Source organism: Paracoccus tibetensis (genome assembly GCF_900102505.1).
GTDB lineage: Bacteria > Pseudomonadota > Alphaproteobacteria > Rhodobacterales > Rhodobacteraceae > Paracoccus > Paracoccus tibetensis.
This window is the reverse complement of sequence record NZ_FMVT01000006.1, coordinates 72,732-96,652: the sequence shown is the minus strand read 5'-3', so window position 1 is coordinate 96,652 and position 23,921 is coordinate 72,732. Positions and strand designations below refer to the sequence as shown.

Annotated in this window: 24 protein-coding genes and 1 tRNA gene; 16 read left to right on the top strand and 9 right to left on the bottom strand. The window is 66.7% G+C overall.

The window, feature by feature from the left end:
* Positions 1–15: 15 nt before the first annotated feature.
* On the bottom strand, positions 16–606 hold the full coding sequence (locus tag BLP73_RS09935) for a DUF4174 domain-containing protein (protein ID WP_342672086.1): 591 nt from the start codon (positions 604–606) through the stop codon (positions 16–18).
* A 57-nt stretch (positions 607–663) separates the two neighbouring features.
* Here BLP73_RS09935 and scpA point away from each other — a divergent pair, with 57 nt between their 5' ends.
* The 7 genes from scpA to BLP73_RS09900 all read left to right on the top strand — a co-directional run bounded on the left by scpA (position 664) and on the right by BLP73_RS09900 (position 5,858).
* Positions 664–2,796, top strand: coding sequence for a methylmalonyl-CoA mutase (scpA, locus tag BLP73_RS09930; RefSeq protein WP_090743401.1), 2,133 nt, complete (start codon positions 664–666; stop codon positions 2,794–2,796).
* Between the two features lie 55 nt (positions 2,797–2,851).
* On the top strand, positions 2,852–4,030 hold the full coding sequence (locus tag BLP73_RS09925) for a dipeptidase (protein WP_090743398.1): 1,179 nt from the start codon (positions 2,852–2,854) through the stop codon (positions 4,028–4,030).
* Between the two features lie 121 nt (positions 4,031–4,151).
* On the top strand, positions 4,152–4,298 hold the full coding sequence (locus BLP73_RS09920; protein ID WP_090743395.1) for an entericidin A/B family lipoprotein: 147 nt from the start codon (positions 4,152–4,154) through the stop codon (positions 4,296–4,298).
* Between the two features lie 142 nt (positions 4,299–4,440).
* Positions 4,441–4,608 (top strand): hypothetical protein, encoded by a 168-nt coding sequence (locus BLP73_RS19380; RefSeq protein ID WP_090743392.1) that lies wholly within the window; start codon positions 4,441–4,443, stop codon positions 4,606–4,608.
* A gap of 104 nt (positions 4,609–4,712) precedes the next feature.
* The gene (locus tag BLP73_RS09910) at positions 4,713–4,955 is read left to right on the top strand and encodes a BolA/IbaG family iron-sulfur metabolism protein (RefSeq protein WP_090743389.1); all 243 of its coding nucleotides are present in this window, start codon (positions 4,713–4,715) and stop codon (positions 4,953–4,955) included.
* A gap of 55 nt (positions 4,956–5,010) precedes the next feature.
* Entirely contained in the window at positions 5,011–5,373 is a 363-nt protein-coding gene (grxD, locus tag BLP73_RS09905) for a Grx4 family monothiol glutaredoxin (RefSeq protein WP_090743385.1), read from the top strand.
* A gap of 86 nt (positions 5,374–5,459) precedes the next feature.
* The gene (locus BLP73_RS09900) at positions 5,460–5,858 is read left to right on the top strand and encodes a hypothetical protein (RefSeq protein ID WP_090743382.1); all 399 of its coding nucleotides are present in this window, start codon (positions 5,460–5,462) and stop codon (positions 5,856–5,858) included.
* A gap of 42 nt (positions 5,859–5,900) precedes the next feature.
* On the opposite strand, the gene BLP73_RS09895 is transcribed toward BLP73_RS09900, so the two are convergent.
* A complete protein-coding gene (locus BLP73_RS09895; RefSeq protein ID WP_090743379.1) occupies positions 5,901–6,572 on the bottom strand; it encodes a hypothetical protein in 672 nt (223 codons plus the stop codon).
* A 14-nt stretch (positions 6,573–6,586) separates the two neighbouring features.
* A complete protein-coding gene (locus tag BLP73_RS09890; RefSeq protein ID WP_139165929.1) occupies positions 6,587–6,985 on the bottom strand; it encodes an ElaB/YgaM/YqjD family protein in 399 nt (132 codons plus the stop codon).
* A gap of 498 nt (positions 6,986–7,483) precedes the next feature.
* Here BLP73_RS09890 and BLP73_RS09885 point away from each other — a divergent pair, with 498 nt between their 5' ends.
* From BLP73_RS09885 to BLP73_RS09875, 3 genes are all read left to right on the top strand, one after another.
* Positions 7,484–8,542 (top strand): Hint domain-containing protein, encoded by a 1,059-nt coding sequence (locus BLP73_RS09885; RefSeq protein WP_245686622.1) that lies wholly within the window; start codon positions 7,484–7,486, stop codon positions 8,540–8,542.
* 527 nt (positions 8,543–9,069) lie between these two features.
* Positions 9,070–11,889 carry a GMC oxidoreductase gene (locus BLP73_RS09880; RefSeq protein ID WP_090743373.1) on the top strand — a complete coding sequence of 940 codons (2,820 nt, stop codon included), beginning with the start codon at positions 9,070–9,072 and terminating at the stop codon, positions 11,887–11,889.
* A gap of 146 nt (positions 11,890–12,035) precedes the next feature.
* Positions 12,036–12,746 carry a glycosyltransferase family A protein gene (locus tag BLP73_RS09875; protein ID WP_090743370.1) on the top strand — a complete coding sequence of 237 codons (711 nt, stop codon included), beginning with the start codon at positions 12,036–12,038 and terminating at the stop codon, positions 12,744–12,746.
* Positions 12,747–12,779: 33 nt separating this feature from the next.
* Here the strand turns inward: BLP73_RS09875 and BLP73_RS09870 are convergent.
* The 4 genes from BLP73_RS09870 to BLP73_RS09855 all read right to left on the bottom strand — a co-directional run bounded on the left by BLP73_RS09870 (position 12,780) and on the right by BLP73_RS09855 (position 16,199).
* Positions 12,780–12,863, bottom strand: a tRNA-Leu gene (locus BLP73_RS09870).
* Positions 12,864–12,949: 86 nt separating this feature from the next.
* Positions 12,950–13,900 carry a lipoyl synthase gene (lipA, locus tag BLP73_RS09865; protein ID WP_090743367.1) on the bottom strand — a complete coding sequence of 317 codons (951 nt, stop codon included), beginning with the start codon at positions 13,898–13,900 and terminating at the stop codon, positions 12,950–12,952.
* 98 nt (positions 13,901–13,998) lie between these two features.
* A complete protein-coding gene (locus BLP73_RS09860) occupies positions 13,999–15,204 on the bottom strand; it encodes a PQQ-dependent sugar dehydrogenase (RefSeq protein WP_090743364.1) in 1,206 nt (401 codons plus the stop codon).
* Positions 15,201–16,199 (bottom strand): hydrogen peroxide-inducible genes activator, encoded by a 999-nt coding sequence (locus BLP73_RS09855; protein ID WP_090743358.1) that lies wholly within the window; start codon positions 16,197–16,199, stop codon positions 15,201–15,203. The genes BLP73_RS09860 and BLP73_RS09855 overlap by 4 nt, the downstream gene beginning before the upstream one ends.
* A gap of 98 nt (positions 16,200–16,297) precedes the next feature.
* Here BLP73_RS09855 and BLP73_RS09850 point away from each other — a divergent pair, with 98 nt between their 5' ends.
* On the top strand, positions 16,298–17,788 hold the full coding sequence (locus tag BLP73_RS09850) for a catalase (RefSeq protein WP_090743354.1): 1,491 nt from the start codon (positions 16,298–16,300) through the stop codon (positions 17,786–17,788).
* Between the two features lie 119 nt (positions 17,789–17,907).
* On the opposite strand, the gene BLP73_RS09845 is transcribed toward BLP73_RS09850, so the two are convergent.
* The gene (locus BLP73_RS09845; RefSeq protein ID WP_139165928.1) at positions 17,908–19,056 is read right to left on the bottom strand and encodes a DUF6456 domain-containing protein; all 1,149 of its coding nucleotides are present in this window, start codon (positions 19,054–19,056) and stop codon (positions 17,908–17,910) included.
* A gap of 217 nt (positions 19,057–19,273) precedes the next feature.
* Between BLP73_RS09845 and BLP73_RS09840 the strand changes: the two genes are divergently transcribed.
* Positions 19,274–19,603, top strand: coding sequence for a DUF6477 family protein (locus BLP73_RS09840; RefSeq protein ID WP_090743351.1), 330 nt, complete (start codon positions 19,274–19,276; stop codon positions 19,601–19,603).
* Positions 19,604–20,012: 409 nt separating this feature from the next.
* Here BLP73_RS09840 and ychF read toward each other — a convergent pair whose 3' ends face one another.
* Complete coding sequence (gene ychF, locus BLP73_RS09835) at positions 20,013–21,110, bottom strand: redox-regulated ATPase YchF (RefSeq protein ID WP_090743347.1); 1,098 nt, start codon at positions 21,108–21,110, stop codon at positions 20,013–20,015.
* Between the two features lie 128 nt (positions 21,111–21,238).
* Here ychF and trpA point away from each other — a divergent pair, with 128 nt between their 5' ends.
* Genes trpA through BLP73_RS09815 form a run of 4 tightly spaced genes read left to right on the top strand, consistent with a single transcriptional unit; the run spans position 21,239 to position 23,906 of the window.
* Positions 21,239–22,036 (top strand): tryptophan synthase subunit alpha, encoded by a 798-nt coding sequence (trpA, locus tag BLP73_RS09830; protein WP_090743344.1) that lies wholly within the window; start codon positions 21,239–21,241, stop codon positions 22,034–22,036.
* Complete coding sequence (locus tag BLP73_RS09825; RefSeq protein WP_245686621.1) at positions 22,020–22,604, top strand: VOC family protein; 585 nt, start codon at positions 22,020–22,022, stop codon at positions 22,602–22,604. The genes trpA and BLP73_RS09825 overlap by 17 nt, the downstream gene beginning before the upstream one ends.
* The gene (locus BLP73_RS09820; RefSeq protein WP_090743339.1) at positions 22,601–23,113 is read left to right on the top strand and encodes a GNAT family N-acetyltransferase; all 513 of its coding nucleotides are present in this window, start codon (positions 22,601–22,603) and stop codon (positions 23,111–23,113) included. The genes BLP73_RS09825 and BLP73_RS09820 overlap by 4 nt, the downstream gene beginning before the upstream one ends.
* Before the next feature lie 52 nt (positions 23,114–23,165).
* Positions 23,166–23,906 (top strand): J domain-containing protein, encoded by a 741-nt coding sequence (locus BLP73_RS09815; RefSeq protein WP_090743336.1) that lies wholly within the window; start codon positions 23,166–23,168, stop codon positions 23,904–23,906.
* Positions 23,907–23,921 lie beyond the last annotated feature (15 nt).

The following is a 23,921-nucleotide window of genomic DNA, read 5'->3' as shown; positions in this document are numbered from 1 at the left end:
GTTTCGCCGGACTGGTTACGGCAACACCGCCGCGCGCCCCATCTCTTGCCGGCGCAGGGGGAAGCGGTCGATGGCGCGCCCGATCTCGCGCACGGTCCAGGGCGAGGGCTTGCGCTGCTTGACCTGCCCGTCCTTGTCCAGGATCACCAGCGAGAAGCCACTCGGGCGCAGCTGCTGGCGCCAGATGCTGTTGGCCGCCGGGTCCGTGTCGGTGATGACGAGCGCGTCGCGCTGGATCAGCGTCGCCGCGCCCTGCGTCAGCATCCGCATCTGCTCGTTGAAGGCCGGATCGCCGGGCGTGTCGGCGAAGACGACGATGGGGCGCTGCTGCCAGAGGAACTGGGCCGGCTCGGCATCCGCGGCGGTGAGAACCGTCAGCTCGGGCGTCGCGCTGGCCTCGGTCGGCGGCTCCTGCGGGGCGGCGGGCGGCGCGGGCTCGGCGGTGACCGGCGGCAGGCGGGCGGGATTGCGCGCGGGCTCGGCGCGCGAGGCGGCCTGGGGCGCCGTCGCGGGTTCGCCGACGGTGTCGGGATCGGGCGGCGGCGCGTCCCGCCCCGGCCCCATCGCGGCCACGAGCGTGGCGAATAGCAGGAATTTCAACTTCATCGGCACCTCTTGCTGTCTAGAATATAGGGCAAGCGGCCTCGCGGGAAAGGACGGATCATGACAAAACCGACGCTTCAGGACTGGCAGGCCTTGGCGAGCCGCGAGTTGAAGGGCCGTGATCCGGCCGAGCTGACCTGGGCGACGCTGGAAGGCATCCCGGTGAAGCCCCTCTATACGGAGGACGACCTTGCTGGGCTGGACCATCTGGGCAGCTTGCCCGGCTTTGCGCCCTTCACCCGCGGCCCGCGCGCGACGATGTATGCCGGCCGCCCCTGGACGATCCGGCAATATGCCGGCTTCTCGACGGCCGAGGAATCGAATGCGTTCTATCGTCGCGCCCTAGCCGCGGGGCAGCAGGGCGTGTCCGTCGCCTTCGACCTCGCCACCCATCGCGGCTATGACAGCGACCACCCGCGCGTCGTCGGCGACGTGGGCAAGGCCGGCGTCGCCATTGACAGCGTCGAGGACATGAAGATCCTCTTCGACGGCATCCCGCTGGATCAGGTCTCGGTCTCGATGACGATGAACGGCGCCGTCATCCCGATCCTGGCGAACTTCATCGTGACGGGCGAGGAGCAGGGCCATTCCCGCGCCCAGCTGTCCGGGACCATCCAGAACGACATCCTCAAGGAATTCATGGTCCGCAACACCTACATCTACCCGCCCGAGCCCTCGATGCGGATCATCGCGGACATCATCGAGTACACGGCGACCGAGATGCCGAAGTTCAACTCCATCTCGATCTCGGGCTACCACATGCAGGAGGCCGGCGCGAACCTCGTGCAGGAACTGGCCTACACGCTGGCCGACGGGCGCGAATATGTCCGCGCCGCGATCGCGGCAGGCATGGACGTGGACGCCTTCGCCGGGCGGCTCTCGTTCTTCTTCGCCATCGGCATGAACTTCTTCATGGAGATCGCCAAGCTCCGCGCCGCGCGCCTGCTCTGGCACCGCATCATGACCGAGTTTTCGCCCAAGAAGCCCGGCAGCCTGATGCTGCGGACGCATTGCCAGACCTCGGGCGTCTCCTTGCAGGAGCAGGACCCTTACAACAACGTCATTCGCACCGCGTATGAGGCGATGTCGGCGGCGCTTGGCGGCACGCAGTCGCTGCACACCAACGCGCTGGACGAGGCCATCGCCCTGCCGACCGAGTTCAGCGCCCGCATCGCCCGCAACACCCAGCTGATCCTTCAGGAGGAGACGGGCATCACGCATGTCGTCGATCCGCTGGCGGGCAGCTACTACATCGAAAGCCTGACCGCGCAGCTGGCCGAGCAGGCTTGGGCGCTGATCGAGGAGGTCGAGGAGATGGGCGGCATGACCAAGGCCGTCGCCTCGGGGATGCCGAAGCTGCGGATCGAGGAGACGGCGGCCCGCCGGCAGGCGCTGATCGACCGGGGCGAGGACGTGATCGTGGGGGTCAACAAGTACCGCAAGGACAAGGAAGACCCGATCGACATCCTCGACATCGACAATGTCGCCGTCCGGGACAGCCAGATCGCCCGGCTCGAGCGCATCCGCGAGGCCCGCGACGAGTCTGCGGTCAAGGCCAGCCTGGCCGAGATCACCCGCCGCGCCCGGATGGGCGGCAACCTTCTGGAAGCGGCCGTCGAGGCCGCCCGCGCCCGCGCCACAGTCGGAGAGATCAGCATGGCCATGGAAGACGAGTTCGGCCGCCACCGCGCCGAGGTCCGCACCCTCGCCGGCGTCTACGGCGCCGCCTACGAGGGCGACGAGGGCTTCGCCCAGATCCAGCGCGACGTGGAGGCCTTCGCCGAGGAAGAAGGCCGCCGCCCCCGGATGCTGGTCGTGAAGATGGGTCAGGACGGACACGACCGCGGTGCCAAGGTGATCGCCACCGCCTTCGCCGACATCGGCTTCGACGTCGATGTGGGGCCGCTCTTCCAGACGCCCGAGGAGGCGGCGCAGGACGCGGTGGACAACGACGTGCATGTCGTCGGCATCTCCAGCCAGGCGGCGGGGCACAAGACGCTGGCCCCGAAACTGATCGAGGCGCTGAAGGCGGCGGGGGCCGAGGACATCCTGGTGATCTGCGGCGGCGTCATTCCGCAGCAGGACTACGACTTCCTGAAGAAGGCCGGGGTTAAGGCGATCTTCGGGCCGGGCACCAACATCCCCTCGGCCGCCGCCGACATCCTGCGCCTGATCCGCGAGACGCGCACCTGACGCCCGTTCCATCAGGGCGCGGGCGCGCTATGCTGCCCGTAAAACGGGAGACAGCATGATCCGGCGCATCCTCTGGGGGCTCGCGGCCCTCCTCGTCCTTGCGGCCATCGCCTTCTTCAGCCTCGCGCCGGCCTGGGTCGAGCGCGACCTGAACCCCGTGACCATGCCCGAGAGCGGCTGGCCGGTCAGCCCCGAGGCCGAGGCGCTGCACGAACGCCTCTTCATCGGCGACTGGCATTCGGACATGCTGCTCTGGGGCCGCGACCCGCTGCGCCGCGTCGCGCAGGGCCATACCGACATCCCGCGCCTGCGCGAGGGGAATGTGGCGCTGCAGGTGCTGACCACGGTCACGAAAAGCCCGCGCGGGCAGAACTACGAGCACAACGAAACCGAGGCGCGCGACAACATCACCCCCCTCTTCATCGGCCAGCTGCGCCCGCCCGGCGCCTGGTTCTCGCTGCGCGCGCGGGCGCTGGTTCAGGCTGAGGCCCTCGCCCGCGCCGCCGAGCGCGCGCCGGATGAGGTCCGCATCATCCGCAGCCGCGCCGATCTGGAGGCGCTGATCGAGACGCGCGCCGCGGGCACGCCGCAGCTCGGCGCGCTGCTGGGCAGCGAGGGTGGGCATCCGCTGGAAGGCGACATCGCGAACCTTCAGGTCCTTTACGATGCCGGCTTCCGCCTAATGGGCCTCACGCATTTCTTCGACAACGAGCTGGGCGGGAGCCTGCATGGCGAGGGCGGCTCGGGCGACGGGCTGACGGATTTCGGCCGGCAGATCGTCGACGGGATGATGGCGCGGGGCATGATCATCGACCTGACCCACGCCTCGCCGCAGATCGTGCGCGACGTGCTGGAGATCCCCGGCACGCGGCCGGTCCTGTCCCATACCGGCATCCACAGCCACTGCCCCAGCCCGCGCAACATCCCCGACGATCTGGTGCAGGCCATTGCGGCGTCGGGCGGGCTGATCGGCATCGGCTTCTGGTCCGACGTCGTCTGCGGCCGCACGCCCGCCGATGTCGCCGGCGCCATCGTCGCGGCGACCCGACTGGTGGGCGAGGATCACGTCTCGCTCGGCTCTGACTGGGACGGCTCGGTGGACACGCCCTTTGACGCCGCCCATCTGCCGGCGCTGACACAGGCGCTGCTGGACGCGGGCCTCACCGAAAGCCAGATCGCCAAGGTGATGGGCGGCAACATGCTGGCCTATCTGCGCGAGGTCCTGCCGGAGTGAGCGCGCAGGCGGGCGCGCCGTCTCTGCCGAAATCTGCCTCCGCTCCGGCGTCGCCTTCGGAAGGCGGAACCCACCGGGCGCGCCCACGTTCTTCTGCCATATCAACCTCAAGGAGCAGGACATGGCGAAGAAATTTCTCGGCCTCGGCGCGGTTCTGGCGGTGATGGGCCTTGCGGCCTGCGAGACGGTGCAGGGCGCCGGTCGCGACATCTCGACGGCCGGGCAGGTGATTCAGTCGGAAAGCGCGCAGGCCCAAGTCGGCATGTGATCGCCCGATCTGGCGGCAAGAAAGGGCGGCACCTCCGGGCGCCGCCCCTTCCCGTTCTGTCAAGGGGGAACCGATCACGTTCTCGAGGCTTCTTCCCCTGTCCCCCTGCGCCAGCACCGGCGCTTTATCAAAGGATATCCAGATGAAGACGATGAAATTTGCGCTCTGCGGCGGCGTTCTTGCGGTCCTCGCCGCTTGCGGCAACACCCCGACCGAGCGGGCGGCGACCGGCGGTCTCGGCGGCGCTGTCCTGGCCGGTCCTGCCGGCGCCGTGGTCGGCGGCACCGTGGGCGCGGCGACCAGCCCCTGATCAGGCACCAGCGGCGGAGGCGTTGCCCCACACCGCCTCTGCCTGCCCTTGCAGGCCCTTCCGGCATGGCCTACATCCAACGGAACGGATGGAAGGATTTGCCCATGGCGATGGAAGCTCATGAGATCGAGGCCCTGATCCGCGCGGCGTTCCCGAGCGCCCGGATCACGGTGACGGACCTGGCCGGCGACGGGAACCACTACGCCGCCGAGGTCATCGACGAGAGCTTCCGAGGCCAGAACCGCGTCCAGCAGCAGCGTGCCGTCTATGCCGCGCTGCAAGGCAAGATGGACGGCCCCTCCGGCGCCCTCCACGCGCTGGCGCTGACCACCAAGGCCCCTGACTGAGCCCGCACCGACACGGCCGCCCCGCGGGGCCGGCCGCACCTGAAAGGACCACCCGATGAGCGACGCGAAGACCCGCATCCAGGACCTGATCGACAGCAACGACGTCGTGCTGTTCATGAAGGGCACGCGCGAGATGCCGCAATGCGGCTTTTCCAGCCGTGTCGCGGGCGTGCTGAACTACATGGGCGTGCCCTACCAGGACGTGGACGTGCTGAAGGACGCCGACATCCGTCAGGGCATTAAGGACTTCTCCGACTGGCCGACAATCCCGCAGCTCTACGTCAAGGGCGAGTTCGTCGGCGGCTGCGACATCATCACCGAGATGACGCTCTCGGGCGAACTGGACCAGCTGCTGGACCAGAAGAGCATCGCCTTCGACAAGGCCGCGGCCGAGAAGATCCGCGAAGCGAACGCCTGACAGCATTGCCGCGGCTCTGACCGGCGGGTTTTTGCCTGAACAAATGTTGGTTTGCCAGATGGGCTATGGGATGCAAGACTATCCCCATGGCCCATACGCCCTTCTGCTTCCTCATCATCGAGCGCGACAGCTTCATCGCCCAGGACATGGCCGAGGGTCTTGCCGAGGCCAGCCCCGACTGCCTGTCCCGCCGATACGCATCGATCGAGGCGCTGCTTGACACGGCCGAGACGCTTCCGTCCCTCCCTGCCCTGCCCGTCATCATCACCAAGCAGTCGCTGTCCGACATCGATGCGACCGGCCTTGGCGCGCTGGCCGAACGGCATGACTGGCCCGTGGTCGTCCGGCTGGATCTGGACCCGCCCGAGGCGGTCGCGGCGCGCGGCTGGCTCACCCTTCCCTCGCCCTTCACCCGCCCCGACCTGATGCAGATGGTCGAGGAACTGCTCGCGGAATTGCCCCGTCAGGCCCTGCGGCGCGCATGAAAAAGGCCGCGGCGACTGCCGCGGCCTGTCCATGTGACGCCATCAGATGATGTCGTCGGGATCGAACTCGTAATCGTAGTCATCCTCGTCGTCGTCGCGCCGCTCGGAGAGCTTCGCCGCCAGCGTCACGCCGACCGCAAAGGCGCCGAGCAGCTTCGCCATGCTGCCCGCATTGCTGTTGGCCGCGCGGCTGACCGCCGCCTGACCATGGGCCGCCTGGCGCTTGACGTCGCGGACATTCTCACTGGTGAGGCCCATGGCCACCGCGCCCTGGCGCACGGTGCCGAAAACCTTCCGCTCGGCGTCGTCCGCCAGCTTCGTCGCCCGGTAGCTGACCTGGTCCATCAGCGAATGGGCCTTGTTCTCGGCCATGTCCATGACCCGCGCCGCCTCGGCCCGCGCACGATCGGCGGCGGCGTTCGAGGCCAGCGTCACGCGGGCCTCGACCTCGCGCTTCAGATCGTCCGTGGTCGGCATCCGGTGCTTGGGCTTGGACACCACGAAGAGGATCGCCGCCACCACCAGCAGCAGCACGGCGATCGCCAGGGAGGCGAGGGCCGATCCCCAGCCCAGCTCATGGGCGAGGAAGGCCCAGAGGGCGGCGATCAGGAAGCCGGCGGCCACGGCGGCGATGACGCCGCCCGCGGCCTTGAGCCCGACCCCCTTGACGCGGTCCGACACCGCGAGCTTCAGGTTATGCGCGAAGTCGAACATGCCCGCCCCCCTTGTCAGCGGCGCGACAGCAGCAGGCCGAACAGGAAGCCGATGCCGGCCGCGATGCCGAGCGCCTGGCCCGGGTTGCGGCGCACCATCTCGGAGACCTCGTCGTAACGCTCTTCGGCGTAATGCGCGACTTCCTGCGCCTTCTGGTGGCCGGTCTCGTAGAGACGCTCGGCCTCGGCGCGGGCGCGGTCGGCATATTCACGGCCGGTGGCGATGGCCTCGTCGGCCAGCTCCGAGCCGCGATCCATCAGGCGGTCGGCGCCCGAGTTGCCTGCCAGCTTGTTCGCGGTGGTCTTGACCTCGTCCGCGATGTTGCGGGCGCCACTTTCCAGGTCGCGCTTGGCCTCGTTCGCGCCGGACTTGGCGTCGTTCTTCATCTGGTCGACGGTGGGGTTCTGTGCCATGTGATGTTCCTTTCCGGGTGCGATGTCACCTTCGGCGGACTAACGGCTGTCCGCCGAGGTTTGTTCCGCAGGCCGGCCCGGAATCTCGCAGGCTATGGTCTGGAGAAAGCTCGCTTTATCACGCTCCCACTGGATGCGTCACAAAGCTCGCGTTCGCGCCACCCCCGGTTGCAGATTTGAAGGCCGCAGCTGTCACCTGACCACTGGCAGTTCAGTTAATATGCGATCAATGCCGCCCGGACACGTTGGGCGAGTTGTCATTGTAAATACAATTTTAGATTGATTGGGCATTTCGATCATGACATCTTGGAGTCGTCGGCCGAGCCGGCGAATCACATTCGGAGCCTGGGTGGCTCCGTCCCTCGATCAGGTCCGTAGGCCTGTCTGCCGGGTGATGTGACCGTTGGTTCATTCCCCAGCTCAACGCGAAGCTTTTTTGTTCCGGCCATTTCGGCCGGTGCTGGTGAAATTTGTCGATAGAATGGAGAACACCGCGACATGGTCACCGTACCCAACGCCTACCTTGTCAACACAAGCACCGTGCTCAACGTTACATTCGGCGCCGATAACTCCTCTACATCTGCTTTGGTGCTGAACCTGACTAACCTCCTCCCCTCCACCGGCACCGTTACTGGCGATAATCAGAACGGGAATGGCTCCATCAATCCGGGGGAGACCCTCGACTATGACCGAACGTCCACGGGCATCACTGGACCGAACGATTTTAATAATGCTGTTGTAATTGGCGTTGGGACTGCTGAAGCTGTGGTAGGAGTTACCTACCCGGTCATGTTGGTAAGGCGGACGAACGCCCTCGGCCAGACAGTCACGACGCTGATCTATCCGGAAGGTGCGCCAGGTTTCCTTCAAGGTGTGACAGGGACGTTAGAAATTACGTTGCGCCTTCGCAACGACAATGGCTACAGCCCCGCTTTTGGCATTGTCTGCTTCGCACGAGGGACGATGATTGAAACCGTGCACGGCCTGCGTGCCATCGAGGATCTGCAGAAGGACGATCTTGTTCTGACGAAGGACCACGGTGCGCAACCCATCCGCTGGATGGGCAGCCAGTTCTTGTCCGCGCAGCTACTGAGGACGCACCCCAACCTCCGCCCGATCCGCATTTCGGCAGGCGCGCTTGGGGACAACATGCCAACGACCGACCTGATCGTATCGCCGCAGCATCGCATCCTCGTTCGCTCAAAGATCGCGCAGAAGATGTTCGGTACCATCGAGGTGCTGGTCGCGGCGAAACAGCTTGTGCTGCTGGACGGCATCGACGTCGCCGAGGACATCGACAGCGTGGAGTACTTCCACATTATGTTCGACCGGCACGAGGTGATCGTTGCGAACGGAGCCGAGACGGAGTCGCTCTTCACCGGCCCCGAGGCGATGAAAGCCGTCGGACCCGCCGCGCGCGAAGAGATTCTGACCCTCTTCCCGCAGCTGGCCGATGACAGCTTCGACGCGGTTGCGGCACGAACGCTTGCGACTGGCCGCACCGGCCGGCGCATGGCGCAGCGCCATCTGCAGAACAAGGGCGCGCTCGTTCAGTAGGCGCAATATCAATGTTGCTGGAAGGCCCCGCTGCACGTGGGGCTTTCCAATGCTCTGACATCGGTATCTGACATCGGTAAGGGGCTCAGCGGTGCGGATCGACGATGTGAAGACAAGTTGTCACAGACGTCTGGTATGCATGTTTACTTGCGCGTCAGAGACCTGCTCGAACGAAGGCAACATTGCTTGAAACTAACGTGGCTGGAGACGCTCGGCGTTTGGATATGATATTATTGTTATGTCAACGCGACAGCACGCAATACATTGTAAGTTGATAAAGTGAGCCGATCAACAACCTCTATTTGCACGAAGATGGTTGGCGGCATTTATTCCGAAGGCAAGGCTTCTAACGATGGCATTGAAAACAAAGTCGTGTTCCGCTGAATCGAAATAAGCCTCCGGCAAATCACTCGTGGATCAGGCAGCATCAGCTAACCCACGTATGGTCAAAGCACTCGCGTGCGGTTATGGTCCTTCAAGCGGGTTGTTCTCCGAGCGTTCAAGGTTGCTGATTTGCGGAGTTGTTTATGACAATCGTCAACCTGGATGCAGGTACGTCTGATCTACGCGACTTCGACGTCCTCATCGTGGGTTCGGGGCCAGCCGGGCTTGCCATTGCGACCGAACTGATGCCGAGCGGGTTGCAGGTGGCAGTTCTAGAAAGCGGCGGGGACGAGCGTCAGGAGGAAGCCGACGCTCTGAACGAGCACGTGTCCATTGGTCATCGTCGCGCGGCACATGGCGATGTGGGATGTCGCGTCTTTGGGGGCTCCTCGGCCCTTTGGACCGGACGATGCGGCACTCTGGACGATATGGATTTTCACGCGCGCCCTTGGGTGCCGCTGAGTGGCTGGCCGGTCCGGCCGGCGGATCTTGCGCCCTTCTATCAGCGCGCCGGGGCGTTCTTGGGCATAGCGCCCACTCGTCCGGCCGAGCAGGGATCCATCGACTTAAGGCAGAGCTTCGATCATGTTCCCGTCGACGAGGGACTGTTCAAGCCAGTCCTGTGGCAATTCAGCCGGTCGCCAGAGGATCACGCACCTGTGGTGCAGGACTTCACGCCGGAAGGGCAAGGGCCGAAGGACCTTCTGCAGCACACCGGAGGCTCGACACCGGTCCATGTTGGAAGGCGATGCAGGGCGGCACTTCAGAGCAGCGAGAACGTCCACATCTTCACCTCGGCCACCGTTGCCGAGGTGAACGCCGATCCGGTGACCGGCGCGGTCACAGGCGCAGCGGTCCTTACGCAAGACGGCACGCAGCTTACGTTCACGGCGCGGCGTGTCGTCCTGGCCTGTGGAGGCATCCAGAATGCGCGGCTTCTGCTTGCCTCACGCAGCACCAATCCTGCCGGTCTTGGCAACAAGCACGATCAGGTCGGCCGCTACCTGTGCGATCACACCTTCACTCCGGTGGCGACCTTTGTCGGCGATGCCGGGATCAATATCCGCCGAAGATTGGGCAGCAGGTGGCATCCTCAGTTTGGCACGACCAGAGGGCATGTCCTGGGACTGAGGCTCTCCGAGGAGATGCAACGGCATCATGAGGTCCTCAACGCTTCCATACACCTTGTTGAATATGGTTCGACGCCTAATCCCCTGTCTTCCGTTGCCAAGGCTGCGCGCCAGTTCCGATCAGGCGAAAGACGCGAGGCTCTGCGAGACTTCTGGCAAGGAATAAGCAAGCCCCTAGGTCTGTCGCAAGCCGCGTATGATCGGATGCTCGTCAAGCGGCCTCCGCTGAACAGGCCGTCCCACAGCGTCATCGGCTGCGTATCCGAGCAGGAGTTGATCCCCGAGAGCCGCGTAACCCTATCCAGCAAGCGCGACAGGTTTGGCAGGCCGCTGGCACAGATCGACTGGCGGATCTCAGAGCGCGAATTCGCCACGGTCAAGGTCGTCGAGGAAGCTTTTCGTACGGAAGCACAGCGGCTCGGCGAAGCGCGTTATGATCGCCCTGACTGGGTGAACGGAAGTTTCGAAGGTTGGAAGCAGGATCTGATCGATCTGGCCCATCCGTCTTGCACGACTCGAATGTCCAATGATCCCGCACATGGTGTCGTCGACGCCACCTGTCAGGTGCACGGCGTAGCCGGACTCTATGTTGCAGGCAGTTCGGTCTTCGCGAGCAACGGCCACATGAACCCGACGCAGACCCTCGTTGCATTGGCAATGAGGCTTGCGGATCATATCCGCGACGACCTGACGCCTCGAGTGGCGGCACAGCCTTTGGATCGAGCGCACGCAGACAGTCGGCGCGTCCGCTTTGGCTTCATCGGCGGCGGCCACCGTGTCGAGACGGTTTACGCTCCGGTGATGCAGGCGTTGTCTGACGTTGCCGAGGTCTGCGGTGTCGCGACCCGCAGTAAGGAAGGCGCTGATCGCATCACGTCCAGGACCGGATGGTCGGCAGGTACCAATACCGAGGAGATGATCGCTCGCGCACGTCCCGAGGTTCTCATCGTCGCAACGCCTCCAGGCACGAACGACAGCATGTATCCCGGTTTGCTCACTTTCGGCATTCCGCTGCTTCTCGAGACGCCGTTCTGTTGGAACGAGAACAGCGGGCGCAAGATACTGAGGGAGATCGATACCAGACGCCTGATGGTGAGCGTGGCCGAACAGTTTCCCTTCATGCCCGAGGCGCAGTTGATGCGCAGGATAATCGCACTCGGCCTCATCGGACACGTCGAAGCGGTTGAGAACGATTTTGCCATTTATGACTACCATGGAATTGCCTTGGCGAGGACGCTTATGGGCCGCCATCGCCGCGCAATTCACACGCAGGGCAACTGGCACCGCATTGGACGGACATCCGAGCGGTGGCTGTCAGGTACCGTGACCTGTGAGGATGGCGGTCTGTTGCTCCACCGCTTCTCGTCGGAAGGCGACGCGATTCTGCACAGGCCTCCAAGCAAGTTCTGCGTCTATGGCAGCAAAGGCACCTTGCTGCCGGGCGCGGCCCGCTTCGACTGCGGCAGGCGGAAGCCGATGACATCGCCTGTCCAGCGCGAGGTGGAGGACGGCGATCTCACCCGCGCATGGATCGACACGCCAGACGGTATCGTTGACTGGGTCAACCCGTTCTTCGGACACCGGCTGGATGATCAGCAGATCGCAGTAGGACAACTCGTGTCAGCCATGGCTGATGTGGTGAGGTTTGCCGGCGTTCCACCATATCCGCCTCGTGCGGCTCTGGAGGACGTGGAGCTTGTAAATGCCATGCAATATTCGGCAGACCGAGGCGGGCCTGCACTTTCCTTGCCTTCATCAAGAATGAAGCAAAAGGTTATTATCAAGGCACAGCAGAAGTTCCGTTCGCGGTCCGAGCGAAAGCATTTCACCTAAATCACGAAGATCTGCCAACCGTGTGGATCTGGCCGTTCAAACGATGTCAGAATGTTGAGGTGTTGCCGATGAAACCGAGTGTCTGCGTCGTAATTTGCTACTGGATTGGTAGATCGCCTAAGGCGCTCCTTCGACTTCTTGCTCAGATGGAGAAATATCCGGCGAACGAACCTTTCGACGTGCTCATCGTCTGCAACGGGGGAGACGAAAAACCCTTAGAAGTTCCAGCGGGCTTTCAGGGCCTTCGGATCGAGGTCATCAACCGCAAGAATGAGGGCTGGAACTTGGGAGCATGGCAGGCCGGATGGAAAGAACGGCCCGGCTATGACTACTATCTGTTCCTTCAGGCAGAATGCTTCATCAAGGAGCAGGATTGGCTCAGGCGGTATGTCCACCGTTTCCAGACGGATCAGGGAATCGGTCTTCTCGGCGAGCACATCATGTGGAACGCCATGACCTGGGATTACATAAGAAAGTGCACGGAGCTTGATCTCGGAGCCGCCTCCGGAGTTGCGAACACGATCGACAAGTATCAAGCCAATCTTTCGGCGTTCGGCGTCGATCCAGGCGACACGGGAACTCACCTCGTCAGCATCATTCTGTTCACAAGCAGAGAAATTCTGGAGCAGGTGAATGGCTTCCCGCTCATGGGTGAAAGCTACATCGAAGCCGTTTCATGCGAGATTGGATTATCTAAGCAAATACAGAACAAGGGGTACCGGATATCTCAACTGACCGATACTGCCTTCTGGAAGATCGGCCACCGGCAATGGACGGCAAGCGACAGGATCAAGATGAAGGCTGTGAACGCATTGAAAAACAGCGTCCGCAGGATCATTCCCCGTCGCGCAAGCTGACATCAAAGCCACTGCCATAACTTCCCAAGAGCGTGGTAGGGGTGGTCGGACTCGAACCGACACTCATTGCTGAAACGGATTTTGAATCCGTCGCGTCTACCATTCCGCCACACCCCCGGACCTGCCGGCGCTCTTACGGCGAGACCCCTGACGAGGTCATGCCCCTGCCGTAAATCCGGCCGGGGCGTTTGGCAAGTGGCAGCTCAGGCGCGGCCCAGCTTTTCCAGACGCGCGTCGCGCAGCCGGGCGAAATCGTCGCCGGCATGGTAGGAGGACCGCGTCAGGGGCGTCGCCGAGACCATCAGGAAGCCCTTGCCATAGGCCGACTTCTCGTAGCTGGCGAACTCTTCCGGGGTCACGAAGCGGTCGACGCGGTGGTGCTTGGGCGTCGGCTGCAGATACTGGCCGATGGTGATGAAGTCGATATCGGCCGCGCGCATGTCGTCCATGACCTGCAGCACCGACTGGCGATCCTCGCCCAGGCCCACCATGATGCCGGACTTCGTGAACATCGCCGGGTCCAGCTCCTTCACCCGCTGGAGAAGCCGCAGCGAGTGGAAGTAGCGCGCGCCCGGCCGCACGGTCGGGTAGAGCGCCGGCACGGTCTCGAGGTTGTGGTTGAAGACGTCGGGGCGCGCCTCGACCACGGTTTCCAGCGCGCCGGGCTTCGACTTGAGGAAGTCGGGCACCAGCACCTCGATCGTGGCGCCGGGCGAGCGGTGGCGGATGGCGCGGATGGTCTGGGCGAAATGCTCGGCGCCGCCATCGTCCAGATCGTCGCGGTCGACGCTGGTGACGACGACATGGTTGAGGCCGAGCTTCTGGACCGCATGGGCGACGCGGCCCGGCTCGAACACGTCGAGGGCGTTCGGCTTGCCGGTCGCGACATTGCAGAAGGTGCAGCCGCGGGTGCAGATCTCGCCCATGATCATCATGGTCGCGTGGCCCTGGCTCCAGCATTCGCCGACGTTCGGACAGCCAGCCTCTTCGCAGACGGTGGACAGGCGGTTCTCGCGCAGCAGGTCGCGGGTCTGCTTGTAGCCTTCCGAGGTCGGCGCCTTCACGCGGATCCAGGCGGGCTTCTTCGGCTGCGCCTGGTCGGGGCGGTGGGCCTTTTCGGGGTGGCGCTGGTCCGGGATTCGCAGGTCGCGCAAGGCATCGGTCCTTTTGCTGGCGGTCCCGCCAGAGATAGGACAGATCGCCCCGCTTGGCAACGCGGGGGCCGCGGGGCGATCATATCAAGCCGTGCGGATCAGTTCACCTGCGGCACGAGGCGCAGCACCTCGCCGTCCTCGTGCTCGGTCAGCAGCCAGACCATGCCGTCCGGTCCAACCTGCACGTCGCGGATGCGGCGGCCGATCTCGATCGCCTCTTCCTCGGCGACCGCGCCACCTTCCAGCCGCACGCGCATCAGCCCCTCGGTCACGAGGCCGCCGATCAGCATGTCGCCCGCCCATTCGGCCTTTTCCGCGCCGTCCGGCACGAAGGTCAGGCCCGAGGGGGCGACGGTTTCGCCGAAGATGTGGACCGGCGGGGTCATCCCCTCCATCGTCTCGCCAACGCCCATCGGCGCGCCGGAATAGTCGTCGCCGCCGGTGGTGAAGGGCCAGCCGTAATTGTTGCCGGCGGCGATCAGGTTGATCTCGTCCCCGCCGAGCGGGCCGTGATCCGAGGCCCACAGTTCGTTCGTCACCGGATGCATGCCAAGCGCCTGCACGTTCCTATTGCCGATGGAGAAGAGATAATCGTCGGGGCTGTCGTTCTGGTCATCCTCGTCCACGGCAAAGGTCGGGTTGTCACCATGCGGCTCGCCCGCATCCGTCATCCGCAGGACCGAACCCGCCTGATCGCTCGCATCCTGAGCGCGCGAGATGTTGCGCCGCTCGCCCACGGTCAGGAACAGCGCGTTGTCGGAAGGATCGAAGGCCATCCGGCCGCCGAAATGCAGGCCGCTGGAGTCCTGGTCCTCTTCCTTCATCACGAAGATGTCCTCGACCTCTTCGATCCGGGCGTCCTCGCCCTCGCCCGTCACCGTGCCGCGGACGACGACGAGGGCGGCGCCGCGGTCGGTCTCGCGCGAATAGCTGAGATAGACCCAGCCATTCTCGTCGAAGTCGGGATGCAGCACGATGTCGAAGAGGCCGGCCTGGCTGCGCTCGGTCTCGCCCTCGGGGCGGAAGAGGTCCTCGGCCTGCCAGACCACCTCGCCCATGCCTCCCTCGCGGGTGCCGAGGCGCACGGTGCCGGGGTTGCGCTCGGTGACGAGGAAGCGGTCCTCGTCCAGGAAAGCCATTCCCCAGGGATGTTCCAGCCCCTCGGCGACCGTCTCGACCTCCAGCGTGTAGAACTGGCTCTCGACCGGGCCATACTCAGCGGCCGCAGGCAGGGCGAGCGCGAGGGCGAAGGGCGAGGCAAGGGCGACGGGGGATGTCAGGGCGGCGCGCAGAAGGGTCGTCATGTGTCTTCTCCCGGTTGGTGACTGATGTGCCGGCCCAACCGCCCCCGCCGCGCCATGTTCCGCGACCGATTGCCGCGCCCTTGGCCTCTCGCCGCCTCGGTCAGCGTCCTGCCGGCGTCCGAGAGGACCTGCACCAGCTCGTCGAACCAGCCCGCGCCTTGGGTCGCGGCGCGCCGGACCAGCAGCACCTGCCGGGCAGGCTGGGGCGCGGGAAAGCGGATCGCGGTCAGGCCGGGCGCGGCGGCGCGCTCCTGCGCCAAGGCGATCTCGGGCAGGAAGGTCAGGCCCATCCCCTGCGCGGCCAGCCGGCAGAGCGTCGCCAGCGAGGCCGCGCCAAGATCGAGCCGCCGCCCCTGCCGCGTCAGGCCGCAGACCTCCAGCGCCTGATCGCCCAAGCAATGCCCCTCGTCCAGCAGCAGCAGCTGGCCGGGGTCCAGCGCGCGCGGCTCGATCGCCCGCTCGTCCAGCTGCGCGATCCGGGCGGCGCTGCCGGCCAGCAGGAAGCGGTCGGTGAACAGCGGCTCGGCCCGGAAGCCCTCGCCCTCGGGCGGCGAGGCGATGACCACCGCGTCCAGCCGCCCCCCGGCCAGCTCGTCCAGCAGCCGCTCGGTCTGCGCCTCGCGCAGATGCAGGTCGCGCCCGACGTCGCGGGCGCGCAGCAGCGGCAGCGCCACGGGCAGCAGGTAAGGGGCGACCGTCGGGATCATCCCCAGCATCAGCCGCCCGCCCTGCCCCGGCGCGCGCATCGCATGCTCCAGCTCGGCCAATGCCGCCATGACCCCCGCCGCCTGCGCCTGAAGCGCCCGGCCCTGCGGCGTCAGCACCACGCCCGCCGGCGTCCGCTCGACCAGCGGCGCGCCGATCACCGCCTCCAGCTGGCGGATCTGCATCGAGAGCGCGGGCTGCGTCACGTTGATCTGCTCGGCCGCGCGGGTGAAATGCGCCTGCTCGGCCAAGGCGAGGAAGTAGCGCAGCTGGCGCAGGGTGATGTTCATCAAGCTTCCTTATCGGATCAAGCAGAAAACCCGATTTGTGTTTATCAGTCCACCGCGCGAATATCGAGCAGGAACAACGACCACAGGGGACCCATGCCATGAGCCAGCCATACGATTCGACACGCCCGCGCATGACCACGACCGCCGGGGCGCCCATCGCCTCGAATCAGAACAGCGAGACGGCGGGGCCGCGCGGTCCGCTTCTGATGCAGGACTACCAGCTGCTCGAGAAGCTCGCCCACCAGAACCGCGAGCGCATCCCCGAGCGCGTCGTCCATGCCAAGGGCTGGGGCGCCTTCGGCACGTTCACGGTGACGAACGACATCACGCAGTATTCCTGCGCCTCGATCTTCGCGCAGGTCGGCAAGACGACCGAGATGCTGGCGCGCTTCTCGACCGTCGCCGGCGAGCAGGGCGCGGCCGATCACGAGCGGGACGTGCGGGGCTTCGCGCTGAAGTTCTACACCGACGAGGGCAACTGGGACGTCGTGGGCAACAACACGCCCGTCTTCTTCGTCCGCGACCCGCTGAAGTTCCCCGACTTCATCCACACGCAGAAGCGCCACCCGCGCACCAACCTGCGCAGCGCGACCGCGATGTGGGACTTCTGGGGCCAGCAGCCCGAATCGCTGCATCAGGTCACGATCCTGATGTCGGACCGCGGGTTGCCGCAGGACCCGACCTTCATGAACGGCTATGGCAGCCACACCTATTCCTTCTGGAACAAGGACGGCGAGCGCTTCTGGGTGAAGTTCCACTTCAAGACCCAGCAGGGCCATCGCTTCTACACCAACGGCGAGGCCGCCGAGATCATCGGCCACACCCGCGAGGGCTACCAGGAGGCGCTGTTCGGCAAGATCGAGCGCGGCGAGCATCCGCGCTGGAAGATGTTCGTGCAGGTCATGCCGGAACTCGACGCCGAGAAGACGCCCTATGACCCGTTCGACCTGACCAAGGTCTGGCCGCATGGCGACTACCCGCTGATCGAGGTGGGCGAGTTCGCCCTGAACCGCAACGCCGACAACTACTTCGCCCAGATCGAGCAGGCGGCCTTCAGCCCATCGAACAAGGTGCGGGGGATCGGCTATTCGCCCGACAAGATGCTGCAGGCGCGGGTCTTCTCCTATGCCGACGCGCATCGCTACCGGCTTGGGACGCATTACGAGCATCTGCCGGTGAACGCGGCGAAGTGTCCGGTGCATCACTACCACAAGGACGGCCAGATGAACTTCTTCGGCCACCAGACCGGCACGGCCGATGCCTATTACGAGCCGAACAGCTTCGGCGGGCCGGTCGAGGATCCGTCCTTCGCCGAGCCGCCGCTGAAGATCTCAGGGCTCGCGGGTCGTCATCCGCACCAGCAGCAGATCGACGACTACGCCCAGCCCCGCGCGCTGCACGACATCGTGCTGACGGCCGAGGAGCGGGCGCGTCTCTACCGCAACATCGCCGCGGCGATGGAGGGCGCGGACGAGGCGGTGCTGGAGCGGGCGCTGGTCCATTTCGACCGCATCAGCCCGGCCTACGGCGCCGGCATCCGCGCGGCGCGTGCCGAAATGTCGCAACGTCACGTTGAAGCGGCCGAGTGAATCACGCCCGCCATCCGTGACTGGATCGTCAACGGTTCAAATGGTCGCGGTTTGCAGAGTTGCAGTTGACGAAGGGGGCGCCAGAAGGCGCCCCCTTTTTCGTTTCGCCGGGCCGGATTTCAGCCGATGAGTGGGCTGCCGCGGCCATAGGTCTCGGCGTAGTACCGCTCCAGCCGCATCAGGGCGAGGCGCAGGACGATCTTGCCCGAGCGCGCGGACCAGCCGAGCCGCCGCTCGGTCATCTCGATCCCCTCCAGGAAGCAGCACACCCGCAGCACGATGTCACCCATGCCCGGCCCCAGCTCGCGCAGCGCCAAGGCCACGCGGTCCCGCGCCGATTCCGAGCCGCCGCGATAGCCTCCGCCCTGCCGCGAGACGTCGATGCCCGAGGTCATGAACCCGTCCCAGTTCTGCGTCACCCGCGGCCCCATCTGCGCCAGCTCGAAATCCTCGCGCAGCCGCTCGCCCGCCGTCACCATGCCGGGGCTGAGGAAGGGCTGGCCGTTCGCCTCGCGCCGGCGGGCCAGCAGCAGAAGCGGGCTTTCGGCGATGTTCACGCGGGCATGGCGCCGGCGACCGTCCTCGGGATCCTCGATCACCCGGGCGTCCCAGACCCGGTGCCGCTCGGCATGATCGAAGGCGGGGGCGGCCTCTGCCATGCCGGGCGCCGGCTCGGCGTCGGTGCCGACCGGGGTCGCCTCGGCGAAGGCCTCCGGGCCGGGCACCGCGCTGCGCTGGCGCGGCGAGCGCAGCATCTGGCGCAGCGCCTCGCGCCCCGCCGGGGCCAGAACGTAGCGTTGGAGCCGCCCGCCCTGCCCGATCTGGATCACCCAACCCCGCAGCGCCATCATCTCGGCCAACCGCCGCTCGAGAACCGCGGTGCGGATGTCCTCTCGCGTGACGATCGCCTTCTCCATGCCCGGCGCGCTGGCCATGACCGCCCCCGGCTCGGACAGGCGGCGCAGGACGCGCAGCACCTGCCGGTCGTCCGGGCGCTCGGCGCGCCCCGCGGGACGCTCTGCCAGCGCGCCGTCCACCAGGGGATCGTCGCGGCGCGACTCGAAGCGGCGGATGCGCCGCAGGATGGTCGAGGCATGGCAGCCCGCCTCGCGCGCCAGGGCGCGGATGGTGACGCCCTGCTCGACATGGCGGAGATAGAGCTGCGCGTCCCCGCTGGCATCAAGGCGGATCGGGGCCGAAGGTGCCCCGTCCGGACGGTGCTCCGCTGCGAAGGTGCCAAGTGCGAAATCACCGGTCAATACCGTCATGTCAGGTCCCTTGTCGTCCTCGGGCAGCCCGGCAGAAGACTACCCTGGGTTGATGTTTGCGCCCCTTGGTTAACAGGGGGTTTCTGCACATAGGCGCAACAATCCCTAACAATCCCTAAAGAACCATTGCTCGAGCGCGCGCTGCATGGGCCGGATCGGCAACACAACCCAAGATTGTGCAAAGCTGCGAGGGAGACATGTCAGGAGACCCTGCGCCATGACCCAGACCAGCAACGTGATCGTCTTCCGCCCGCGCAGCAGCGACGGGCCTCTCCGCCGCCCCGCCGCCCTGATCCGCGCCGCTCGCGAGGGGCAGGCCGGCTGGAAACGCAGCCGCGATCTGCCCGCCCTGCTGCGCACCGACAGCTGCCCCGCCCCCGGCCGCTGCCTGTCGCGCCTGCGCGCCGAGGAGGCGGTGCAGAACGACCTGCGCCTCGCGCGCGCGGCCGAGTATCACATGCAGCGGCACGTCCTGTTGGTCATCGCCATCCTGGCCGAGATGCGCGCGGCGGTGGACAGCGCGCCGGCGCAGCGCCTCGCGCTGTGACCGGGCGGACGCGCCTCTTGGCAACAATCCGCACGCAACGCGCGGTTGTTCAAGACAATGTTAACCCGGCTGTGTCATCCTGTTCTTGTCCGGGTCACATGCCGTAGCCCGGACCTTCCTCCCTGTTGGACTGCCGCGCCCTCGGGCGCGGCTTTTTTCTTGCCTCAGGCAGGCCGCTCCGCTGGCTGCAACGTGATCGGCGGGCACAGATGGGCAGTTGACGGATCACGACGTCGCGACTAGCGTGGCACGCAATGATGACCGGCCAGTCCGGCAGGGAGATTGCGCGACCAACGGCGCAGGGGCCGCAGCGAAAGCTGCGGCCTTTTCTATGGGCCGCAGATGGCGGCCGCATGACATCCTGATGTTGGAACGATGACGCGGCGGTTCGGTTCCCGCCGCAGCGCCCTCAGCCGTTGAAGAGGAAATGCAGGACGTCGCCGTCCTTGACCTCGTAGGTCTTGCCCTCGACGCGCAGCTTGCCGGCCTCGCGCGCACCCGCCTCACCCTTGCCGGCGACATAGTCGTCATATGCGATGGTCTCGGCGCGGATGAAGCCCTTCTCGAAATCGCCGTGGATCACGCCGGCGGCCTGCGGGACCAGCGTGCCCTTGCGGATCGTCCAGGCGCGCGCCTCCTTGGGGCCGACCGTGAAGTAGGTCTGAAGCCCGAGCAGCGTGTAGCCCGCGCGAATCAGCCGGTCGAGCCCGGCCTCCTCCAGCCCCATCTCCGAGAGGAACATCTCGGCCTCCTCGGCATCGAGCTGGCTGATCTCCTCCTCGATGCGCGCCGAGATGACGACATGGCCGGCGCCCTGCGCCGCGGCCATCTCGCGCACCTTCTCGGTCAGGGCGTTGCCGCTGGCGGCGTCGCTCTCGGCGACGTTGCAGACATAGAGCACCGGCTTCGCGGTCAGCAGCTGCAGCATGGACCAGGCCTTGCGGTCGTCCTCGGCCACCTCGACGGTGCGGGCCGGGCGGCCTTCCTCCAGCGCGGCGAGGGCGCGCTTCAGCAGACCCTCCTGCGCGGCGGCCTCCTTGTCGCCGCCCTTCAGCTTGCGGGCGAGGTTCGCCAGGCGTCGCTCGATCGATTCCATGTCCGCGATCATCAGCTCGGTCTCGATCACCTCGGCGTCGGCGACGGGATCGACCCGGCCCTCGACATGGGTGATGTCCCCGTCTTCGAAGCAGCGCAGTACATGGGCGATGGCGTCCGTCTCGCGGATGTTCGCCAGGAACTGGTTGCCGAGGCCCTCACCCTTGGACGCGCCCTTCACGAGACCGGCGATGTCCACGAAGGTGATGCGCGTCGGGATGACCTGCTTGCTGGCGGCGATGCCGGCCAGCGTCTCGAGCCGCTGGTCGGGCACGGCGACCTCGCCCACATTCGGCTCGATGGTGCAGAAGGGGAAGTTCGCGGCCTGCGCGGCGGCGGTCCGCGTCAGCGCGTTGAACAGCGTCGATTTGCCGACATTCGGCAGTCCCACGATCCCCATGCGAAAGCCCATCGCCCCGTCCTTCCCGTCCTGAATGATCGCCGCCTGTTACGCCCCCCCGACCGGCAAGTCCAGCCATACGGCGTTGCACGGCCGCCCTCTGCGGGCTAGTGCTGCCCGGACAACGGACGAGGGCAGCCATGACCAGAATCGACGCGCGTTTCCAGGCGCTGAAGCAGCAGAACGGCAAGGCCTTCGTCGCCTACATGATGGCGACCGATCCGGATCAGGAGACCGCGCTTCAGATCATGCGCGGCCTGCCCGCCGCCGGGGTGGACATCATCGAGCTGGGCATGCCCTTCACCGACCCGATGGCCGATGGCCCCACGATCCAGTCCGCCGGCCAGCGCGCGTTGGCAGCGGGCGGCAGCGTCAGCCGCACGCTGGACATGGTCCGCGCCTTCCGCGAGGGCGATAACGAGACGCCCATCGTCCTCATGGGCTACTACAACCCGATCTACGCCCGCCCCGGCGGCGTCGAGGGCTTCCTGTCCGAGGCCAAGGCGGCCGGCATCGACGGCCTCATCGTCGTGGACCTGCCGCCCGAGGAGGATGACGAGCTGTGCCTGCCCGCCGCCCAGGCCGGGCTGAACTTCATCCGCCTTGCCACGCCGACCACCGATGACCGCCGCCTGCCAGCCGTGGTCAAGAACACCTCGGGCTTCGTCTATTACGTCAGCGTCACCGGCATCACCGGCGGCCCCGCGGCCAACGCCGCCGAGGTCGCCCCCGAGGTCGCCCGCATCCGCGCCAGCGCCGGCCTGCCCGTGGTCGTCGGCTTCGGCATCTCGACCCCCGAGGCGGCCGAGGCCATCGCGGGCGTCGCCGACGGCTGCGTCGTCGGCAGCGCCATCGTCAAGCTGATCGGCGAGGGCCGGCCGGTCCCCGAAGTTCTGGCCTTCGTGCGCGACCTGGCCGCCGGTGCCCATCGCGGCTGAGCCGATGCAGTTCGACCATGTCGCCATTGCCGCCCGCAGCCTCGACGAGGGCGCCGACTGGCTGGAGGCGCGGCTCGGCCTGCGCCCCGAGCCCGGCGGCAAGCACCCGCTGATGGGCACGCACAACCTGCTGCTCTCGCTCGGCCCCCATGAGTATCTGGAGCTGATCGCCATCGACCCCGAGGCGCCGGCCCTGGACCGGCCGCGCTGGTTCGGCCTCGACAGCTTCGACGGCCCGCCGCGCGTGGCGGGCTGGGCGGTCCGGCAGTCGCCGCTGCAGGCGCCACCGGGCACCACCATCGCCGCGGCCACGCGCGGCAGCCTCGCCTGGCGCATCACCCTGCCGGACAGCGGCCAGATGCCGCGCGGCGGGGCCGAGCCGATGCGGATCGCGTGGGACGGGGACGACCACCCCGGGCACCACCTGCGCGATCGCGGCCTGCGCCTCGCCCGGCTGGCCGTCCCGCTGGAGCGGCTGGACATCGCCGACCGCCGGATCATGCTGACCGGGACCGGCACGCCGATGCAGCTGACGCTGACGGGTCCGGCCGGCGAGGTGACGCTGTGATCCTGCGCCCGGCGCGCCCCGAGGACGCCGCCGGCATCGGCGCGATCTGGAACCCCATCGTCGAAGGCACCGTCATCACCTTCTGGCCCACCCCGCGCAGCGAGGCCGAGATCGCCGAGGTGATCCGCCAACGCGCGGCCGAGGGCCACCCCTTCCTCGTGGCCGAGGACGCAGGCGCCATCCTCGGCTTTGCCACCTACAGCCAGTTCCGCGGCGGCGCCGGCTATGCGCGCAGCATGGAGCACACCATCCACGCCGCCCCCGCCGCCCGCGGCCGCGGCCTCGGCCGGCGGATGCTGACGGCCATTGAGGATCACGCCCGCGCCGTCGGCCACCGGCTGATGATCGGCGCGATCACCGGCTCGAACACGGCCTCGGTCGCCTTCCACGCGGCCTGCGGCTATGGCGAGTGGGGCCGCATCCCGGCGGCCGGCTGGAAATTCGGCGCCTTCCACGATCTGGTGCTGATGGGCAAGGACCTTGCGCCCGGTCCCGTTGCGCCGGCCTAAGCGCGACAACCGGCCCCTACACATCCCCCTTGAACGGCGCTAACGTCGCGCCATGGAATGCTGCGACGATCCCTCGACCTGCGGGCGCACCTGCCCGGCCCTGCCGAAGCCGCGCAGCTTCTGGCAGCGCATGACCGACCGCGTGGTCGCCTTCCTCTGGACGAACCGCCCCGCCCCGCCGCCCGAACGCTCGGTGGCCTTCACCATCGCGATCATCGCGCTCGGCGCGAAGCTTGCCAAGGCCGACGGCACCGTCGCCCGGTCCGAGGTCGCCGCCTTCCGCCGCGTCTTCATCATCCCGCGCGCCGAAGAGAAAAATGCCGCGCGCGTCTTCGACCTGGCGCGGCAGGACGTGGCGGGCTTCGATGCCTGGGCGCGGCGCATCGCCGCCATGTTCCAGCCGGGCGACACGGTGCTCGAGGACGTGATCGAGGGGCTCTACATCATTGCCGTGGCCGACGGCGCGCTGCAGGAGGCCGAGACACAGTTCCTCGACGAGGTCGGGCGCATCTTCGGCATCCCGGCCCCCCGCCTGGCCGAGATCCGCCTGCGCCACGACCCCGCCGCGGGCTGCCCCCCCTGCGAGGTGCTGGGCGTCGCGCCCGAGACGCCCCTGCCCGAGGCGCGGCGGCGCTGGCGCGAGCTGATCCGCGAGGCCCATCCCGACCGCGCCATCGCCCGCGGCCTGCCGCCCGAGGCGATCCGCATGGCCGAGGCGCGCACCCGCCGCATCAACGAGGCCTGGGAGAATTTTCGCGCCATGCATGGCGGCGGCCGGCAGAGCCCGGCCTGACGCGGCGCCTTGCGA

Bases quoted from the DNA above. Each gene is read 5' to 3' on its own strand.
- ychF (WP_090743347.1), bottom strand. From the start codon at position 21,110: ATGGGCTTTCGCATGGGGATCGTGGGACTGCCGAATGTCGGCAAATCG.
- BLP73_RS09850 (WP_090743354.1), top strand. From the start codon at position 16,298: ATGAGCCAGCCATACGATTCGACACGCCCGCGCATGACCACGACCGCC.
- BLP73_RS09840 (WP_090743351.1), top strand. From the start codon at position 19,274: ATGACCCAGACCAGCAACGTGATCGTCTTCCGCCCGCGCAGCAGCGAC.
- BLP73_RS09860 (WP_090743364.1), bottom strand. From the start codon at position 15,204: ATGACGACCCTTCTGCGCGCCGCCCTGACATCCCCCGTCGCCCTTGCC.
- BLP73_RS09855 (WP_090743358.1), bottom strand. From the start codon at position 16,199: ATGAACATCACCCTGCGCCAGCTGCGCTACTTCCTCGCCTTGGCCGAG.
- BLP73_RS09815 (WP_090743336.1), top strand. From the start codon at position 23,166: ATGGAATGCTGCGACGATCCCTCGACCTGCGGGCGCACCTGCCCGGCC.
- BLP73_RS09900 (WP_090743382.1), top strand. From the start codon at position 5,460: ATGGCCCATACGCCCTTCTGCTTCCTCATCATCGAGCGCGACAGCTTC.
- BLP73_RS09890 (WP_139165929.1), bottom strand. From the start codon at position 6,985: ATGGCACAGAACCCCACCGTCGACCAGATGAAGAACGACGCCAAGTCC.
- grxD (WP_090743385.1), top strand. From the start codon at position 5,011: ATGAGCGACGCGAAGACCCGCATCCAGGACCTGATCGACAGCAACGAC.
- BLP73_RS09875 (WP_090743370.1), top strand. From the start codon at position 12,036: ATGGAGAAATATCCGGCGAACGAACCTTTCGACGTGCTCATCGTCTGC.
- BLP73_RS09845 (WP_139165928.1), bottom strand. From the start codon at position 19,056: ATGACGGTATTGACCGGTGATTTCGCACTTGGCACCTTCGCAGCGGAG.
- BLP73_RS09925 (WP_090743398.1), top strand. From the start codon at position 2,852: ATGATCCGGCGCATCCTCTGGGGGCTCGCGGCCCTCCTCGTCCTTGCG.
- BLP73_RS09935 (WP_342672086.1), bottom strand. From the start codon at position 606: ATGAAGTTGAAATTCCTGCTATTCGCCACGCTCGTGGCCGCGATGGGG.
- BLP73_RS09885 (WP_245686622.1), top strand. From the start codon at position 7,484: ATGGTCACCGTACCCAACGCCTACCTTGTCAACACAAGCACCGTGCTC.
- BLP73_RS09895 (WP_090743379.1), bottom strand. From the start codon at position 6,572: ATGTTCGACTTCGCGCATAACCTGAAGCTCGCGGTGTCGGACCGCGTC.
- scpA (WP_090743401.1), top strand. From the start codon at position 664: ATGACAAAACCGACGCTTCAGGACTGGCAGGCCTTGGCGAGCCGCGAG.
- BLP73_RS09880 (WP_090743373.1), top strand. From the start codon at position 9,070: ATGACAATCGTCAACCTGGATGCAGGTACGTCTGATCTACGCGACTTC.
- trpA (WP_090743344.1), top strand. From the start codon at position 21,239: ATGACCAGAATCGACGCGCGTTTCCAGGCGCTGAAGCAGCAGAACGGC.
- BLP73_RS19380 (WP_090743392.1), top strand. From the start codon at position 4,441: ATGAAGACGATGAAATTTGCGCTCTGCGGCGGCGTTCTTGCGGTCCTC.
- BLP73_RS09910 (WP_090743389.1), top strand. From the start codon at position 4,713: ATGGCGATGGAAGCTCATGAGATCGAGGCCCTGATCCGCGCGGCGTTC.
- BLP73_RS09920 (WP_090743395.1), top strand. From the start codon at position 4,152: ATGGCGAAGAAATTTCTCGGCCTCGGCGCGGTTCTGGCGGTGATGGGC.